The organism is Paraburkholderia sp. Ac-20340, from assembly GCF_017104965.1.
GTDB lineage: Bacteria > Pseudomonadota > Gammaproteobacteria > Burkholderiales > Burkholderiaceae > Paraburkholderia.
In genome coordinates this window covers 30,044-47,429 of sequence record NZ_JAAGPR010000010.1, presented here as the reverse complement: position 1 = coordinate 47,429, position 17,386 = coordinate 30,044, and the positions used below count along the sequence as shown (strand labels likewise).

Annotated in this window: 12 protein-coding genes and 2 pseudogenes; 2 read left to right on the top strand and 12 right to left on the bottom strand. The window is 60.3% G+C overall.

What is annotated here, in order from left to right:
* Positions 1 to 30: 30 nt before the first annotated feature.
* The gene (locus G3N59_RS15495; RefSeq protein ID WP_205983631.1) at positions 31 to 699 is read right to left on the bottom strand and encodes a response regulator; all 669 of its coding nucleotides are present in this window, start codon (positions 697 to 699) and stop codon (positions 31 to 33) included.
* Positions 700 to 896: 197 nt separating this feature from the next.
* Positions 897 to 1,331: a DUF3331 domain-containing protein gene (locus G3N59_RS15490; RefSeq protein WP_205983502.1), complete on the bottom strand. Its 435-nt coding sequence runs from the start codon at positions 1,329 to 1,331 to the stop codon at positions 897 to 899.
* A gap of 277 nt (positions 1,332 to 1,608) precedes the next feature.
* Between G3N59_RS15490 and G3N59_RS15485 the strand changes: the two genes are divergently transcribed.
* Positions 1,609 to 2,142 (top strand): EF-hand domain-containing protein, encoded by a 534-nt coding sequence (locus tag G3N59_RS15485; protein WP_205983501.1) that lies wholly within the window; start codon positions 1,609 to 1,611, stop codon positions 2,140 to 2,142.
* 698 nt (positions 2,143 to 2,840) lie between these two features.
* Here G3N59_RS15485 and G3N59_RS15480 read toward each other — a convergent pair.
* From G3N59_RS15480 to fadB, 10 genes and pseudogenes are all read right to left on the bottom strand, one after another.
* Positions 2,841 to 3,944 (bottom strand): ankyrin repeat domain-containing protein, encoded by a 1,104-nt coding sequence (locus G3N59_RS15480; RefSeq protein ID WP_205983500.1) that lies wholly within the window; start codon positions 3,942 to 3,944, stop codon positions 2,841 to 2,843.
* 4 nt (positions 3,945 to 3,948) lie between these two features.
* A complete protein-coding gene (locus G3N59_RS15475; RefSeq protein ID WP_346777887.1) occupies positions 3,949 to 8,178 on the bottom strand; it encodes an RHS repeat-associated core domain-containing protein in 4,230 nt (1,409 codons plus the stop codon).
* Complete coding sequence (locus G3N59_RS15470) at positions 8,175 to 8,636, bottom strand: DUF1795 domain-containing protein (protein WP_205983499.1); 462 nt, start codon at positions 8,634 to 8,636, stop codon at positions 8,175 to 8,177. The genes G3N59_RS15475 and G3N59_RS15470 overlap by 4 nt, the downstream gene beginning before the upstream one ends.
* A 13-nt stretch (positions 8,637 to 8,649) precedes the next feature.
* A complete protein-coding gene (locus G3N59_RS15465) occupies positions 8,650 to 10,794 on the bottom strand; it encodes a type VI secretion system Vgr family protein (protein ID WP_205983498.1) in 2,145 nt (714 codons plus the stop codon).
* A gap of 145 nt (positions 10,795 to 10,939) precedes the next feature.
* Positions 10,940 to 11,182, bottom strand: coding sequence for a hypothetical protein (locus tag G3N59_RS15460; protein ID WP_205983497.1), 243 nt, complete (start codon positions 11,180 to 11,182; stop codon positions 10,940 to 10,942).
* A pseudogene (locus tag G3N59_RS37020) lies at positions 11,149 to 11,308 on the bottom strand (IS5/IS1182 family transposase); the annotation flags it as partial. The pseudogene G3N59_RS37020 and the gene G3N59_RS15460, both read right to left, overlap by 34 nt.
* 126 nt (positions 11,309 to 11,434) lie before the next feature.
* Positions 11,435 to 11,545 (bottom strand): annotated as a pseudogene (locus G3N59_RS15450) (PAAR domain-containing protein); the annotation flags it as partial.
* A 3-nt stretch (positions 11,546 to 11,548) separates the two neighbouring features.
* Complete coding sequence (locus G3N59_RS37015; protein WP_241023468.1) at positions 11,549 to 11,875, bottom strand: hypothetical protein; 327 nt, start codon at positions 11,873 to 11,875, stop codon at positions 11,549 to 11,551.
* Between the two features lie 232 nt (positions 11,876 to 12,107).
* Positions 12,108 to 13,286 carry an acetyl-CoA C-acetyltransferase gene (locus tag G3N59_RS15440; RefSeq protein WP_205983495.1) on the bottom strand — a complete coding sequence of 393 codons (1,179 nt, stop codon included), beginning with the start codon at positions 13,284 to 13,286 and terminating at the stop codon, positions 12,108 to 12,110.
* Positions 13,287 to 13,308: 22 nt separating this feature from the next.
* Complete coding sequence (gene fadB, locus G3N59_RS15435; RefSeq protein ID WP_205983494.1) at positions 13,309 to 15,471, bottom strand: fatty acid oxidation complex subunit alpha FadB; 2,163 nt, start codon at positions 15,469 to 15,471, stop codon at positions 13,309 to 13,311.
* 344 nt (positions 15,472 to 15,815) lie between these two features.
* Between fadB and G3N59_RS15430 the strand changes: the two genes are divergently transcribed.
* Positions 15,816 to 17,381, top strand: coding sequence for a long-chain-fatty-acid--CoA ligase (locus G3N59_RS15430; protein WP_205983493.1), 1,566 nt, complete (start codon positions 15,816 to 15,818; stop codon positions 17,379 to 17,381).
* Positions 17,382 to 17,386 lie beyond the last annotated feature (5 nt).

Here is a 17,386-nt window from a genome sequence, read left to right as displayed (position 1 = left end):
CTGGAGACCCACAGCGATCGCCCTTACGCGTTAACGTGCGCGGGTTTCGATACCGAGTGCAACGACGCTGCGCACGAGATCCGCCACGGTGCGCACGTTCATTTTGCGCATGGCCTGACCACGGTGAATCTTGACCGTGACTTCCGCAATACACATACGGGCTGCAATCTGCTTGTTCATCAGCCCTGCCGCGACGTTGGACAGCACCTCCCTTTCACGGGGCGTCAGTGCATTCCAGCGCTCGCGCGTTTCGACGAGCGAGCGAGTCGCTTCGAGGCGCTCTGCGTCGCGCTGCAACGCTGCCACTACGGCATCGATCATGTCCTGATCGCGAAACGGCTTGGTGAGGAAGTCGATGGCACCGGCCTTCATCGCCTCAACTGTCATGGCAATGTCACCATAACCCGTCATGAAAATCACGGGCATGGCATCGCGTGCCGTCGTCAATAACGATTTTTGCAGTGCCAGCCCGCTCTGCCCGCGCAAACGCACGTCCAGCACCAGACACGCCGGGCCGTTGCCTTTTGGCGCGGCCAGGAACTCTTCCGCCGAATGGAACGCTTCGACCTCCAGATCGACCGTGCGCAGCAGACTCACCAGCGCGCTGCGCACCGATTCGTCATCATCGACGATATAGACGACTCCCGTAATGCGATGGGTATCAGGGCAAATCGATCGGGCCGTCTCTATGTTTGACATCTGGGAATATTTGTTTCGCGGATTACGGTGTGCGGATTGGCAGCATGCTGAACGAGGTCGTTCACGCCGCGCGCTAACGGAGCATAGGCGACTCCGCGCGGCTTGTCGCGCCAATCTTTGGAACATTAGCATTTAATGCCGAAAATCCCAAATAATGAGCTTTAAACGATTTCGCTGAATACAGTGGAGACGGTGTTTCACGACCACGCTTCAATCGGACAATCGGCGCGTGTTTCGAGTGAAACGGCGAGGATCATCGCGCGTGAATTCAATGGGATCTTGAAGCGCGTAGCGAGCGGACGGAACACCGCGTCGCCCCGTCTGATGGCCTCGCCGGACAGGACGCAGATGCCAGATCGCCGCGCAGTGGCGCGTTTCCAGATCTGTTCGCGGTAATGGCAGCGCGTCGAATCGCTCCACGACAGCGCGAAAGCGGCTTCGGTCAATCGCTCTTCCACCTTGACCGTGCATCGCCCAAACGCGTTGTCCTCCCACTGGGTGACGCCGTGCCGCGCGCGCTCAGGCTTGACCGCTCGCGACGCGGATGAATGAACCAGACCGCGTACGGTATGTGTCCACGGCGTTTCGTGCTTGTTGCGATTTTTCTGGTCGTCAATCCGGGTGATTTCCATATCGCAGCTTCTTATTGGAATTGAGTTCCAGATTAACTCGCATAAAAAATGATGAGAATTCTACGGTCGCGTGATTTCTTTAGTGATTTCGTATAGATGGGGCATACGTTCGTATAGTTGCATCCGCGCCGGTAGCGGTGGGATGCGGCATGGATTTGTAGAGTTTTGTACAACACCTAAAGTCAGATGAAATGCATCCGTAATCCCGAGTGAATGTCTGCACGGCCGTCAGTTATTTTGCGGCCCCCTACTACACATTTCGTCAAAGGATTCTGTGATGTCCATATCCTCAGTGAACGGTTCGAACTCTGCTTACGAGGCCTATTTCAACTTCGCGCAAAAGCAGTCCTCTTCGTCGGATTCGCCCGATCGCGACACGCTCAACAGCTTTTCGACCCAGAAAACGGTAACGGCCATCAATACGAGTACCGGCGCCGCCGAAACGCAGACACTGCGCGCGACGCCGCTCGCGGTTGCATGGGCGCCCCAGATGTTCGTGCAAGGGGACAAGAACAACGACGATGCATTGTCGCTCGACGAATTCCAGGCTCAACTCTCGCGCGCCGGTGTAGGCGCCGACGACGCCAAGCAGCTTTTCCGCAGCTTCGACACGTCGGACGACGGTCTGGTTTCGCTTACCGAATTCGTGACGGGCGTGAACAAGAGCATTTCGAGCGGAAACCAGGTGTTCAACGATCTTCTGGATTCTTATACACGAGACGCAGATGGGAATCTGGATCAGGCCAAAACCGATAATTTCCTGAGTACGGGTTCGAGCCTGGCCGAAACGTTCTGGAAAAATCTCGGCTAGGAACCTGAATGCGCCGGTCGCGTACAAACTCGGCCTGGAACGCAATTGCGTTGCGATGCCGTTCGCGCCGGCGCGTTTGCACCATGCGCCGACTAATGACGATCGGTTTTTGTTGCGCTCCAATGGAGATACGAGTGGGCGCTTTGGCGGGCTATAGGGTTCGAGAGGTGGGTCGCAAAAGTTGCTCAAATCGTCGTGTTATCCGCCCCCATTGGCTCAATGGTCTCATTGTATGCACGAGATCTGAGAAGTATCTGGCTATGCGATATCAGTAGGTCAACGGTTTGAGTCGTAGATTCATTCATCATAGCCCTCCACCTTAATTCGAATACGATCTGGCGGTCTGACAACGCGTTACCGATACTGGAACCTGCACTGCGGTCACCTTTCCGGCTCGTAGAGATACGTCAGCGCCTCCTTGCCGCGCCGGTCGTGATACGTCTCCTGCACCAGACGCATGCCGTCCCACAGAAAATCCGTGCTCGCATAACCGCCATTCAGCTTGCGGATATCTGCCGCCGATTCCAGTCAACCGCGTGTTCGCGCGAGATGGTCGGTCGTCTGCGTGCAGTTACCAAGTTCATCGCTGGTGTGCGTGAGCCAGTCAATCGGCACGTATTCTTCGAGCGATTCATCGCGCGCTCTGTATTTCGTGGCTCACGTGATTCACTCGACTAACCACATCAAGCCAAAACGCCTCAGCTCTTGCCTCCGACTGATGTTCGCAGAGATATTTTTTTCCACGAAGACGTACGAAGCTTAGCAACTAAATCCGTCATTTTTTTGCCAACGGGCCGCCCCGATTTTGTATATTTAATCGGCACAAGCGCTAGTATTTTCACGTCACCTTCCACTCGTTCTTTGGACTCGACATGATCAAACTGATAGTCGATTGCGACGACTGCGTCGATTCCGTCCGGCCAGAATACCTCACCGCCAGATAGCGTACTACGATCGAAAACATCCCCCTCCTCTATAGAGCTACCACCTAACCGACGTTTTGTAAGCTCAAGCAAAATTCGAAACGGAAAGGAGACAAAATTCTCACTAGATAACCCAGCATTACTCAGTGGCCAATCGGATTGAAGACAGAATACAAATTCAACGCGTGGCGCAACTTGATGAACCCCATACGAGAAGAATAACTTGCAGTCTTTCGCTCCACGAATGAGTGCGGTTAGATATTCAATTTTCAAGGAAGCAAATTCGTGTTTAGGTTTCCCAGAGAGAATGCTACCAACTCGCTCTTCGATGTGTTCCAGTATCCCCGCCCCCTCGGTCGAAAAATCAATCGGCTCAATCGAGAGTTTTCCGCCCGCGCTCCGCAAGACATGCGCCGCCCCCTCTTGTTTATAGATGAGCGCAAGATCAAGTGGCGTCTGGTTTAACCTCAAATGTAATCTATTTACATCAGCACCGCGTTCAAGTAGTAGTGCGACGACGCTTTCATGACCATTGATAGCACTATCCATCAGCGGCGTAGTAACTGCCTCTGGTGGGCCATCTACCGCGGAGCCATTCTCAAGCAGCCATCTAACCAAATTGACGTGCCCCTTTGCTGCAGCTTCGCCAATTGGCAGCTTACCGCCGGATGACCTCGCAGACGCATTAATTGAGATTCCACGCCCGATTAAATCCTCACATACCTCTAAACTTCCGTACGATGCTGCGATATGCAGAAGCGTACGGCCGCCTTCCATGCCGTGCTCAGGAATCCGAAACAGCTCTGGATTCTTAGCAATAAAGTTCACTAGATCGCCGATGCTTCCAGTGTCTGAATAGTATGCAGTTTTCTGTTCCATGAACTTAGAAATTCCCTTGCTTCATCAATTCACCCATATTCTTGAGGGCACTTTCGACGGCAGCCTTCCCCCCCGATATATCGGCAGCGCTTAGGGTGTTAAAGACTTTTTCCGCAGCCGCTTTGCTATGATTACCGCCACCATTCTGCGCCCATGTGAAATTCCTCGGATCATCATTTAGACCGATGCCATGCTTGGATAGTATTGCTTGCGAATCGAGGATATGTTGACGACTCGTAGCATTCCAGTTACCAGGCGCATTTTCACGAACAATATGGTGATAGTGCGGATTCTCCATCGCAGCTGGGGCTGGGCCCATGTCCCGCTTCTGCGCTGCCGTTAGTCGGCACGTTTCCCACCCCCACGGATCAACCCACGAAATGGGATTCGGCGCATACCCATAAAGATTCAACCCACCATTCAACCCAATCGGGTCCTGGTTGATGAACCTCCCCACATCCGGATCATAAAACCGGAACGTGTTGTAATGCAGCCCCGTCTCGCGATCCAAATACTGCCCTTGATAGCGCAGATTCTGCGGACGCGGCGCCTCGCGCTGCACCCACTCCTCCTGCACCGCATTGCCCCACACCTTGTAACGCGCCTGCCAGACCAGATCGCCTTGCGCATCGGTCAGCTCTTCCGGCATCCCCGATACGTCATTATGAAAATAATAAACCGCATCGCGCCCCGCACCACCGCTCGCATCATTCGCAGCCGGCGCACGATGATCGACACGCGCCAGCGGCACATAACTATCCGGCTCGTAGAGATACGTCAGCGCCTCCACACCGCGCCGGTCGTGATACGTCTCCTGCACCAGACGCATGCCGTCCCACAGAAAATCCGTGCTCGCATAACCGCCATTCAGCTTGCGAATACGCCGTCCAAACGCGTCATACTCAAAATGCGTTGTCGAAAGATTCAACCGATCCTTCGTCACCACCGTCGTCAACTGATGCCAGTCGTCATACTCGAAAGTCTGCTCTTTCGTCGGCCCATGCCCGCTCAGCTTGCGCGATAAACGCCCATACGCGTCATACTCGAAGCGCTTGTCCTCGAACATCCTCAGCCGGTTGTGCTCGACATAACCACCCGGATGATCGCCCGAAACAAGGTTCGCCGCCGCGTCCCAGCGGAACACTTCCGAAGGCAGTCCCGGCCCCATCGCCTGTTCGATGCGCCCGGTCGGATCGTAGCGATACGAAGTCGCTCCGTAGCGCAGATCCTGCTTGCGGATCATGTCGCCGGCCAGGTCGTAATGCCATTGCTTGGCCAGCAGCGGATCCGGCGCGGCCCCGCGCATCGCGCTCTGGCGCGCGCGCCGCCCCACGCTGTCGTAGCCGATGTGGCTCGTCAGTTTGCCCTGCGTGCGCAGCACTTCACGGTGCAGATCATCGCGTTCGATATCGGCGATTTCCGCGCCATCCATGCGAATCTGGTGCACATGGCCGGAGCCGTAGTGGAGCCAGTCAACCGTGCGTTCACCCGAGATCGTCGTCTGCGTGCGGTTGCCAAGTTCGTCGTAGAGGTGCGTTAGCCAGCCGGTAGGCGTGAATTCTTCGAGCACTTCACCGCGCGCTCCATATTTCAGGCTCACGCGATTCTTCAACGCCGGGCCGTTCGCGTTGACGGCATACAGCTCCGCCGATGCAATCCGCCCGCCCTTGTCATAGAGATACGCGCAACGTTCGCGGCCCGCCTCCTTGGCGATGAGTCGGCCGACCGCGTCGCGCTCGTAGCGCGTATGCAGTCGCCCTTCATGCAGCGCCACGCCGAAGCCGCAGGCGTCGTACTCGTACGCGCGGCGGCTGCCGTCGAGGCGGATCTCTTCGACCAGCTGATCGCGGCGGTCGTAACGGAAGCTGTAGCGTTCGCGGTTTTCGTTGGTCAGCGTGCCCAGACGGAATGCTTCGTCGTAGCTGAACCGGACGACGCGCCCCGCTGCATCCGTGCGCGCCAGCAGCAGGCCACGCGGATTCAGTTCGTAGCGCGTGCTGCGTGCATTCGGATCGACGACTTCGACAAGACGGCCCGCGTCGTCGTAACGGAACGCCTGGCGCGCACCATCGGCGCTCACGACGGCCGTGACGCGCCCCATCGCATCGGCTTCATAGACAGTCTGCTGGCCCGCCGCGTCCGTCACACGTGCGAGCGCGCCGCGCGTGTCGTACGCAAAGCGCGTGGTCTTGCCGGAGCAATCCGTGTACGCCGTCAGTTGCGCGCGCGCGTTCCATTCGAGGTGTTTGTAGCCGCCACGCGCGTCGCGCACGGTGTGTACGAGTCCGCGTTCGTCGCGGTGGTACTCGGTTGCGAAGCCTGCGGGATCGCGCGTCATCGTCAGGTTGCCGCGCGCGTCGTAGCGATAGGTCCAGCGGGCATTCGCGGCATCGGTTTCTGCGACGGGCAGGTCGTAGTAGCCGTTCCATTCCGTGCGCTCGCTCTGTCCCAGTGCATCGGTGCGGGCGATCTGGCGGCCACGGTCGTCGTATTCGAATCGCGTTGTGTGTCCTGCCGGATCCGTGGCGCTCAGCAGTTGGCGCAGCGCGTTCCATTCGAAGCGCCAGCTATGCCCTTCGGCGTCCGTGTAGCTCAGCGGCTGCTGGTCTTCGTTCCAGCTCCAGTGCGTGACGCGGCCCAGTTGATCGGTGATCGTGACGACGCGCTGTTCAGGATCGGCAGCGAAGGTATAGGCTTCGCCGTCGTCGGTCCAGTGGCGCACCACGCGCGCGTCGCGGCCCGCGCCCTGCCATGCGTAGAAGCATCGCAGGCCGCCGGGCAGCGTGTGCATCGTCATCAGGCCGTCGGTGTACGCGAAGTTGCGCACCACATGGCCGCTGCGATCCGTGACCGAGGCCAGTTCGCCATCCGCGCTATAGGCGTAGCGCACCAGCGTGTCCGCCTGCTCGCCGTCCACACCGCACACGAGGTCGATGCTGGCGACACGTGATGGATGCGCTTCAGCGTAATTCAGCGCGAGCACGCGGCCCGTGGCATCCAGCAGGCGCTGCGGTTTTCCGTCGGCATGGTCGCGTGCGACTTCGATCCAGTTGCCGTTACGGTCTTCGAGTCGCCAGAGTTTCAGCACTTCTATTTCGGCATCCGAATTAATCGGCATGCCGAAGTCGCGATAGATGCCGTCCACCGATTCGACCACGTAGTGGCCGCCAGCCGTGCAAATCAGATAGAGACCTTCTGGCACGCTGAAGTGACTCTCGCCAGGCGCGACAGCGGGGAACACGATATCGCGCCCTTGTTCGTCCCAGTACGTGATCGATGCGATCTTGCCGGCCGCGTCGCGTGCGATCTTGATCTCGACGCTGATCGGCACGCTCCAGCCGCGCCCAAAGAGGCTGTCCGCGCGATCGTCGTGGCTGCTGTAGAAGCGTTGCCAGACGAGCGGCAGCGGTCCCGGCAGCACGAAGTCGGTGTCGTCCGCGCCGTCGAGAATCTTGCCACCCGTGATCACGTTGACCGGGTGGCCCATCGACACCCGGAACAGGTGTCCAAGCGCCGTACCGACCAGCCCGCCCGCCAGGTTGACCGCCAGACACGGCAACGCGGACCTGAACGCGCCCCAGTTCATCTTGCCGCGCCCGCACGAGGCAAGCGCAATGCCAATCGCGCTGCCCAGCCACGCCACCCACTTGCGGGCTGGGGTGATGTCGCGCACCTGCTGCGTGCCGCCGCCGATAAAGACGTTATCCGATCCCACGGCGATGCTGCCGTCGCAGGTCGTCTTGTCGCCCACGCGCGCGGCGGGCTGGTTGTTGATGTAGACGTTGCCCGAGCCCTGAGCAATCATCTGCGGGCCAGAATGATTGTGGCAGGTCACCGTGTCGCTATCGCCGGGGCTCGCCGCGCGCGCCGCCGGCTGGTTGTTGACGTAGACGTTGCCCGATCCGCTCGTGATCGCGCCTTTGATCTCGGGCGGCGCGATGGCGTTGCCCAGCGCATGGGCGGTGTCATCGATCTTCTCGTTCAGGCCCGAGCCTTCCATCGCCGCCGCCACGCCGATACCAATGCCGATCACCAGCGGCGTCGCAATCCCCGCCGTCGCCACTTCGAGCGCGCCCAGTCCCGCGAAAACAGCGCCTTCCACGAGCGTCGTCAAGGCCCAGCCGATCGCCGCGCCACCGAGCAGCGAGCCCCCCATGCTCAGCAAATCGCCGAGCAGGCTCGTATGACTGATTGGATCGTCCTTGCGCGCGGCCGCGAATTGTTCGCTGCTCACGATGCGCCGTCCGGCGACTCGATCAAGGTTGGCCGCGCCACGCGCGGCTGGTAGCTGTCGATCATGCGCGCCGACATCGCGCGCTGTTCGTCCGTAAACGGCGCGGCGCTGGTGAGCGTCATTACGAGCACGCGCCCGCTATCGTCGCCCGGAAACACCGTCTGGATCTGATGACGCAGACGCCCTTCCTGTTCGTGCGTCGCTTCGATCTGCACGCCAGCGCGGCCGCCCACCGTCACCGCCGTGCGCGAGCGTTCGGTCAGTTGCGGTGCTTCGCGCGTCGCCAGCGCCCATTCGCGCGCGATGAACCCATCGAGATTCTCGCCCTCGCGCACCCGCCCGCGCGAGATGACAAGATTCAGGCCGCCGGGGCCTTCGTTGAGCATGAGAATATTGACGGTGCGGTCGAGCGCCGTATCAGGCAGCACGAAGCTGCCTTCGTGAATCGCGTAGTGCATGGCGGATGGTCGTTTATTTGTTCAGGTCGATGCGCTGGCCGTTGATCGTCACGCCGGAATCATCCATGCGGATCACGGAGCCGTTGTGCTGCAGCGTGATGCCTTCGGGCGCGAGCACGATGAAGCTGTTCTGCACCTTGAGCATCAGTCCGAGTTCGGCTTCGTATTGCTGCGTGCCACCGCCGCCGTCCTTCGCGGGCGTGAGCACTTCGACGGTAGTGGCCGTGGTGCCGCGCTTCTGGGCGATGGTTTCGGTCAGGTTGCCCTTGGCGATCCATTTGGTTTCGTCGCCCGCGTCGAGCGTGACGATGCGGGCGCCGCCCACCACGCGATGCGTTTCGGTATCCTGAATGACCGTATTCAGATCCTTCTGGGCGTGCAGGAAGAATTCCTGCTGGCCGTTCGTATCGGTCATGCGGATTTCATTCGAGCCTTGTCCCTTGAAGGTCTGGCTCTTGATCCCCATGGTCTGCCCGGCCGCGCCGTGATACGGATTGCCGTTGTCGCCGTTATACACGCGCCCGACGATCACGGGATTGTCCGGATCGCCCTGATTGAACGCCACCAGCACTTCCTGGTTGATGCGGGGAATCGCCGCCGCGCCCCAGCCCGCACCGGCCCAGGGCTGCGAAACGCGGATCCACATCGAATCCGAACCGTCCATCTTGCCGCGCCGGTCCCACAGAAAGTGGACTTTCACGGCGCTGCCGTTGGTGTAGATTTCCTCGCCCTTCGGCCCCACCACGATCGCCGATTGGGTGCCTTGAATCAGCGGTTTGGGCGTGGTGCGCATCGCGCGATACGGCACCTTGTTGGGCAGCAGCGCAAACGAGTTGCGGTACGGCAGCTTGACCTCGTGCTGCGCGTAATCGTTCACCGCTTCATGGCGCACCCGCAGGATCACGTATTCGCGATTCATCGCCATCACGGGATGGCCGGTGACCGTCACGTTACCCGCAGTGGTCATGCGCCACGCGAAGCCCGCACCGGTATAGCGCTGCGCTTGCGCTTCTTCCGCTTCCATCGCGTAGCGCGCGTAGCGGTTGCCGTCGTCGCTGCGGTCGTAGAGCGACTGATGCTCGAAGCGTTCCGTCGAGTCGAGCCGCGCGTGCTTGATCGTCTGCGATTCGGCTTCCACCAGCATCAGCGGTGAAGTCGGGTTGTGGTAATTGAAGTCGCGATACGTGACCTTGCCCAGGCCAAAATTTCCGCCCTCGTGCAACTGGTCGATGCCGTTGAACTCGCTCGACACGCTGTCCGCGAACGGCACAACAGACAGTCCATCGATCGGACGGAACATGAGATTCGAATCGCCGATCGCCAGCAGATGCTTGTCCTTCTGGTAGCGATGCGTCCAGATCAAGCCTTCCTGCTCCATCAGCCGCGCGCAGAAGTTGAAATACGATTCCTGGTACATCACGACGTATTCGAGCGGCGCCTGAGCACCGTGAATGTCGAACACGAAATCTGCGAAACCGTGCTCCTGGAACACCTCGGTGAGAATGTCCTGGGCGGATTTGTTCTGGAAGATGCGGCAGTCGGTGGAGCGCGTGAGGAACCAGAACCACGGCACGATCGTCATCTGATACTGCGTGACGCGCCCCGGATTGCTTGCGCGGTCGAACGACGCGACATAGCCGTCGAAATAGCGCGTGTTGTCCGCGCCCGCCGCGCTCGCCACCACGCGCTCGATCGAAAACGCCGAGGCATTCTGGTCGAGCTGGATTTTTACCTGCTGGCCGATCAGATCGCTGGGCTTCAGATCGTGGCGATGCGAGAGCAGATCCAGATGGATCTCGGGCAGACGGTTCACGTGCTCGTCGACGACCAGCGTGCTCACCAGCAGCACATCGCTGCCAAGCGGCGTCTCGATCGTCACGTAGCGGTTCATCTGCGTGAGCAGCGCGGAATCACCCGCGGCGCTGTTGATCGCCTGCGCGACCGCGCCCGGCGTCTTGCCGAGCAGCGAAAAACCGGTCTGCGCGAGTTGCTGCGCGCGCTGGATCGTGTCGAGGTGGCCAGCGAGGCCGGCAAGCGGTCCGGCGCTGCCGGAGATGGCCGATGCGGCCGAATTCGTCAGCCCGCCGAGCATGCTGAATGCGCCTGAGGATCCACCGCTCAGGTCGCCAGGCAAGCCGCCATTAAAGGCGAAACTCATCGTTCTTCCTTGTTCATCTCAAGTTTTTATCCGATTAACCGGATCCCTGGTCAGGGGCCTCGCTACTGTAGGCGAAAATAGCGCGGTTAAAAACCTATGGAAGCACGATTAAATGCAACAATTGTTACAACACAAGGGCATTAATTCAATTTGCATTGGAAAAATCGCCGTGCGCCGCCACGCACGGGTAAGCGGTGGCAGAGACGATTAACTTCGGAAAAATTAACAGCAATTCGAATAGCGTGCCGTCGATTATCAGGAATGAATTACCGGATTCAGGGAAGGTCTGCATAACCCGTTTTTGGCGTGCAAGGCGACGCTCGCTGAGATTCAGAGCTTCCAACTTCAGGTGTTTCAGGCTTTCCGCAGAGCTCGGTTCATCATCCACAGATTTCCCAGAGCGAACAGCGTCATGATCTGGGCGGTGTTCTTCATCAAGCCACGATACCGGGTCTTTGTGTCGTCAAACTTGCTGCCTGAGGACTCGGGATGGGTGTTCGACCTGGGCACGGATGCCTTCAGGCGTTCGATCTGATCGTAAATCGCGTCCAGTCGATCGAATGTGGCGTCGACCACCGCCTGAGCTCGCTTATCGCCGTCAAAAAGCGAAAGTATTGCGTAGTTTGTCGTTGGTGATTGCTTGATCGCCTTTATGTGCCACGTTACGTCCTTCAACATGCATGCTCGAAGAGCCGGTGATGACTTCTCCGCCGTGGTCGGTGTCGTCGTCGACACGAAGCAGATTGATCAATTTTCAGCTCTTCGAAAATGATTCGGTATTATTTGTAGCGGAAATACAGAACGCCAAAGTCAGGCAGCTTGTTCTCGCCGCGTGCCTCCCTGGACGTCTTGCGCAGATCGATATTCTCGACGTCGGGCCAACCAAAAGTCTTAATACGGTCTCGGCGATTTTCACGAAGCCCATGAATTTCCGTGAAATGCGCAATGCGATCAGCCCGGAAATCAGCAGCCAGAAAGCGAGTCCGGGCACGATGGCAAACTTGAGAATATCGGCGCTCATGAAAAACTGAATGCCTTGTTGGATCAGTACGACAAGCATTCCCACGACAAAGATTGACATCGCGCTCCAGAGCCAGACGTGGTTAAACGCCCAATGCCCCGCCATTAAACAAGCCAATCCGCGAACTGCTCTTCAATGACCGGTACATCCCTCACGCGCGCGAGCGCAGGCTAAACAACGACTAACCGGTGCCGAAATCGTTCATCGCAATACCACCGCCGCGTGCGCGAAGCAAATCCAGCACCGAACCCACAGAAGTTGCGCGCAGAAATCTGACTATCGCGTCAGCAGGTCAAAGCCTTTCGAACACCGTCACGTTGGCGAGACCGCCCCCCTCGCACATGGTCTGCAAGCCAAAGCGCTTATTGCCCGCGTGCAGTGCGTGAATGAGCGTCGTTGCCAGTTTGGTGCCCGATGCGCCGAGCGGGTGCCCCAATGCAATCGCGCCACCGTTGACGTTCAAACGCGCGGGATCGGCTTCGAGTGCATTCAGCCACGCGAGCGGAACGGGCGCGAATGCTTCATTCACCTCGTAAAGATCGATATCGGCAATCGACATGCCGGCTTTTTTCAACGCGCGCTGCGTAGCGGGAATCGGCGCTTCCAGCATAATCACCGGGTCGTGTCCGGTCACGGACATGTGATGCACGCGTGCAAGCGGCGTCACACCCAGCAATTTCAGACCTCTTTCGTTGACGACCATCACACCGCTCGCCCCATCGCAGATCTGGCTGGCCGATGCGGCACTGATCACGCCGTCCTCGCGAATTGGCTTGACGCCGCGGATACCGTCCAGCGTGACATCAAAGCGGATACCTTCGTCGATCGTATGCGGCAACGCTGCGCCTTCGCCCTCTGCCGTTCGAACCGCGACGGGCACGATTTCACGCTCGAATCGGCCGGCTTTCGTCGCAGCAATTGCGCGCCGATGACTCTCGAAGGCAAACGCGTCGAGCATATCGCGCGAAAAGCCGCATTTCGCGGCGATCATCTCCGCGCCGATGAACTGACTGAATTCGACATCCGGGTAGCGCCGCTGCATGCCGGGGCTCACGTAAAAGCCGAGATTGTTTTTCAACGGCAACGTGGTCGGTAATCCCATGGGCACGCGCGACATGCTTTCCACGCCGGCGGCCATGACGATGTCCATCGTGCCGGACATGACCGCTTGCGCCGCGAAATGCAGTGCCTGCTGGGACGAGCCGCACTGACGATCCACCGTCGTGCCCGGTACGGTTTCCGGCAAACGCGAGGACAGCACGGCGTTGCGGGCGATGTTCATCGCCTGTTCGCCGGCTTGCCCGACACATCCCATGATCACGTCGTCGATCATTGCCGGATCCGCGCCGGTGCGTTCGAGCAATGCGTTCAAGACCTCGGCGGCGAGATCCGCCGGATGCCATCCGGAAAGCCGTCCATTCCTTCGGGCGCCCGCCGTGCGGGTGGCGGCAACGATATAGGCTTCTGACATGCGCGTCTCCATGATGGTTTAGTCAAGCTGCATGAGCGGCGGCATGGTAGCGCGCGCCACTCGCTGCCATCGCTCTCATTTTTGCGGTGGGCCGGTACGCCGCGCCGTGGCAGGCATACTGGTCGCACAGCCGGACGACCTCTTGCGCGCCGAGCCAGTCGGCGTATTTAAGCGCTCCGCCCAGCCACGCCGGAAAGCCGATACCCAGCAACAGTGCCGTATCCAGTTCCGCCGCCGATGCCACGACGCCCTCTTCCAGCGCGATAGCCGCTTCGACGAGCACCGGCAGCATCATGCGCTCGACGATCTCCTGATCGGAGAATTCGCGCGTTCCGTCCGCTTGCAGGGTCGATAGCAGCGCACGTGTATCGTCCGCCGCGCGCTTGCATAGCCTGCCATTGTCATCGCGCGTATAGGCATAGAAGCCCAGCCCGCTCTTTTGTCCCAGCCGTCCGCGACTCGCCATCAATCCGAGGGCGTCATGTTGCATCGCGGGCATGCGCGCCGGGTAGCCCGCCGAGATCACATCCACTACATGGCTGCTCACGTCCATGCCGATCACATCCTGCAAACAGGCCGGCCCCATCGGCCAGCCGAACGCCTCCATCACGCGATCGATCTGTTCGAAGTCGGCGCCCTGTTCGATCAGTTGCACAAACGCACGGACATAGGGCGTCAGAATGCGGTTGACGAGAAAGCCGGGGCAGTCTTTGACAACGATCGGCGTTTTGCGCATTGCCAGCGCATAGCTCACCACGGCCGCCACCGCGGCATCGCTCGTCTGCTCGCCGCGAACGATCTCCACGAGCGTCATGACCGGAACCGGGTTGAAGAAGTGCATGCCCACGAAGTTGCGCGGGCGCGCCAGCGGCGCCGCAATATCGTCGATGCGCAAACTCGACGTGTTCGAAGCGATCACCGTGTCCTCGCGCACCTGGGCTTCGAGTTCACTCAATACGCGCCGCTTGACCTCGAGGTTTTCGACCACGGCTTCCACGACGATGTCGACGTGACGAAACCCTGCGAAGTCGAGCTGGGGCGAGATTGTCGCGAGTGTGCGCGCGGCATCCTCGTCCTTCATGCGCCCGGCCTTGACCTGGCGTGCGAGCACATTGGCCGCTTCCTGCACACCGGTTTCCAGCGGCGCCGGATGAATATCCTTGAGCGCGACCGGAACCCCGGCAAGCGCACTGGTACAGGCGATGCCGCCGCCCATCACGCCTGCACCGAGTACCGCTGCCTGCCGCACTTTTCCGGTCGTGCCTGCAATGTCGCGGTAGCGCTTTTTCAGTTGCTGATCGTTCAAAAAAGCCTGCACCAGCGATGCGGCGGCCTGCGTCTTCGCAACGCGTGCGAATGCCTCGGTTTCCAGTTTGATGGCGGCGTCACGTGCCACATGGATGGATTCGCGCAGCAGTTCGACGGCAGTGAGCGCAGCAGGAAGATGACGCTTGCTCGCCTGTGCTGCGCGCGCGGCGAGCTGGGTTTCGGCTTGCATGTTCGACTGCGCGTCGACGGCCAGCGGCAGGCGTTTGCGCGCTTGCGCCGCGCGCCAGTCGATCTCGCCATTGGCCGCGCGCCGCAGCAGTCCCAACGCAGTTTCGCGCAGCGAGCCCGCCTCGCAGACTGCATCGACCACACCGGCTTCGCGCGCCGCGGTTGCGGACACCGGCTTCCCGCTGACGATCCATTCCAGCGCCACCGCCACGCTGGCGACACGGGGCAAGCGTACGGTTCCGCCAAAGCCTGGAATCAATCCGAGGTTCACTTCCGGCAGGCCGATTTTTGCCGTCGACGCCATCACCCGCAACGCGCCGGACAGCGCCATTTCCAGGCCGCCGCCCAGCGCGATGCCGTTAATGGCGATCACACTGGGCACACCGATATCTTCGAACGCCGAAAAAACACGGTTCGACGCAGCCGTGCGCGCCATCAGATCGGGCGCGGACAACGCGAAGAACTCGCCGAATTCCTTGATATCCGCGCCGACGATAAAGCTGTCTTTCGCGCTCGTCACCAGCACGCCGCGGATCGACGCGTCATTCGCGATCGACGAGGTGGCGTCGGCCAGCTCGTCTATCGTGCGCCGGTCCAGCTTGTTGATCGCGTCCCCTTTGCGCTCGAACGTCAGCTCGACGAAACCGTCGCCAAGCGCCGTGACGGCGATAGTGTCTCCCTGGAACAATGCCTCTCTCCTTCATCGTTTTATCGCAGTGGCACACCGGATACCGGTGCGGGGCTGCGGACACAAGCCTCACGGCCTGGCCGCCCATGTTGCCGATTATCGGAACAGGGCGGCACGCGTGCCTCATTCGAAGTGATGAATTTGCAGGTCCGGCGACTTTCGAGGCGCGAGCGACCAGCCGCACTGCGCCGACGTCGCGCGATTTCATCCCTTCGGATGAATCGGCGGCGGCCGGACAGCAGTACCTTATGCTAGAAGATCGCAGCAGGACCCCATGCCGGGCCGCTGGCGACGCACAGGCCATGACCATTAGAGTCACATCAGCGCCATAACCGGAGACGAACTTGCAACTGACGCAGAGCTTCCACAAGGCCGCGCTTGAGCAGCCCGATGCCTACGCCACCGTATTTCGACAGCGCAAGACCACGTTCGCGCAGTTCGTCGAGCGGGTGTCGCGTGTTGCCGGGGCCTTGCACGCATTGGACGTAGCGCATGGCGACCGGATCGGCATCCTGGCGCTCAATTCGGATCGCTATCTCGAGTACGTCTTCGGTACGCTCTGGGCCGGCGCCGTCGTCAACCCGGTCAACACGCGCTGGAGCGTCAGTGAAATCGCCTATTCGCTGAACGATTGCGGCACCGCGATCCTGTTCATCGACGAAACGTTTGCCCATCTTGCCCAGCCGCTTCGCGAGCGCTGCCCGGTCCTGCGGCACGTGATCTGGTGCGGCGAAGGCGTGCCGCCCGCCGGGATGCACGGCGACGATTACGAGGGTTGGCTAGGCCGTGCCACCCCGGCCGCCGACGCCCAGCGCTCGGGCAACGACCTCGCGGCCATCCTCTATACCGGCGGCACCACCGGCGTACCGAAGGGCGTCATGCTCTCGCACGCCAACCTGGTCAGCAATGCGCTGTGCGCCCTGGCCGCCGCGTCGCGTCCGGTCGTGCAGGCCGTGCTCCATACCGCGCCGCTCTTTCACATCGGCGCGATGGCGCTGGTGTTCCAGGCCGCGCTGCGCGGCGCAAAGCACGTCGTACTGGGCGGCTTCGATCCTGGCACCGTCATCGAGACCATTGCCGCAGAGCACGTGAACGAGACCTTCGTAGTGCCCACCATGATCAAGGCGATGCTCGATCATCCGGGCTTCGCCACTCATAAGCTCAGCAGCCTGACAAGCGTGCTCTACGGTGCTGCGCCGATCGACTCCACGCTCTTGCAGCGCGCGCTGGGCAAGCTGCCGGCGAGCCAGTTCGTGCAGCTTTACGGCATGACCGAAATTGCGCCAGTGGCCGCCGTCCTGCCTGCGCACTGTCACACGCCCGATAGCCAGAAGCTCAAATCCGCCGGGCGGCCCGCGCCCATCTGCGAGATCCGTATCGTGGACCCGGCATCCGGTGAGCCGCTGCCGACGGGACAGGTCGGCGAGGTCGCGGTGCGCGGCCCCAGCGTGATGATGGGCTACTGGAACAAGCCAGAGGAAACCGCCAAGGCGCTGCGCAACGGCTGGATGCACACAGGCGATGGCGGCTATATGGACGAAGACGGCTATCTGTTCATCACCGACCGCATCAAGGACATGATCATCAGCGGCGGCGAAAACGTCTACTCGACCGAAGTCGAAAACGCCCTGCTCGCGCACCCAGCGGTCGAGGCGTGCGCCGTGATCGGCATCCCGGACGAAAAGTGGGGCGAAGCCGTTCATGCCGTGATCGTCCTGCGCGCGGGCCACCAGCTGACGCTGGAGGAAATCAGGGACCATTGCCGCCAGCTGATTGCGGGCTACAAGTGTCCGCGCAGCGTCGCGTTTCGCGCTGAGCTTCCGCTCTCGGCGGCAGGCAAGCTGCTCAAGTACAAGCTGCGCGAAGCCTTGGTGAACAACCCTGCACCGGCACCCAACACCCCAGCCTGAAGCGA